The following is a 683-nucleotide window of genomic DNA, read 5'->3' on the forward strand; positions in this document are numbered from 1 at the left end:
CGACGAAGCTGCCGAGGCGCTCCCTCAAGACGGTCGGCGACCGCTTCGATCATATGGAAGGTTCTAGTTCCAGAACTAGACGCAGACATAGAAGTTCACATCGGCTCACAAACTCAGCAGCCGATAGCCGATCGCTCACCCACTCCGCCAGACGGGGTCTCTTTGCCGCTTACATTTCACCATGGCCATCGAGAAGCTCGAATGGTACGGGGGCAAGCTGCGGCAGTTCGCATTGCCAAAATCGCGACAATGATGGCGGGACGCAACGCCCATGCCAAGCAATTCAAGCGGCATCAGCGGCAGTTGCGCATCCTGCGCAGCCGACTGGGCCGGATCATCCGCGATATCCGCCGCAAGATCGAAGGTCAGGCTGTGCTTGAGAACACGTTCGCCCTCCCGCTCAGCCGGGCCTCGCAGATCCGCTCGCAGCAGCAGCGCCAGCGCGGCTTCAAGCCTTCCACGCCCCGGAGGTGGAGTGCATGGGCAAGGGCAAACCAGCCGCGCCTTACCAGTTAATGGTGTGGACCACGCCCGCTCTCAGCGGCAAGGTAGAGCCCCGGCAAGAGAAGGAGCGCAAACCATGTCGCATACGAACATTGTCACTATTGGTATCGATCTAGGCAATAGCACATTCAATAGTGGGGTTCGATGCCACGGGTGCAACCATCCTACGCAGGAAGCGA

Annotated in this window: 1 pseudogene; it reads left to right on the forward strand. The window is 59.6% G+C overall.

Annotated features, from left to right (window positions below):
* Positions 1–225: 225 nt before the first annotated feature.
* Positions 226–521, forward strand: a pseudogene (locus XI06_RS12850) (IS5/IS1182 family transposase); the annotation flags it as partial.
* Between the last annotated feature and the right edge of the window lie 162 nt (positions 522–683).

The organism is Bradyrhizobium sp. CCBAU 11434 (assembly GCF_028128895.1).
GTDB classification, from domain to species: domain Bacteria; phylum Pseudomonadota; class Alphaproteobacteria; order Rhizobiales; family Xanthobacteraceae; genus Bradyrhizobium; species Bradyrhizobium zhengyangense.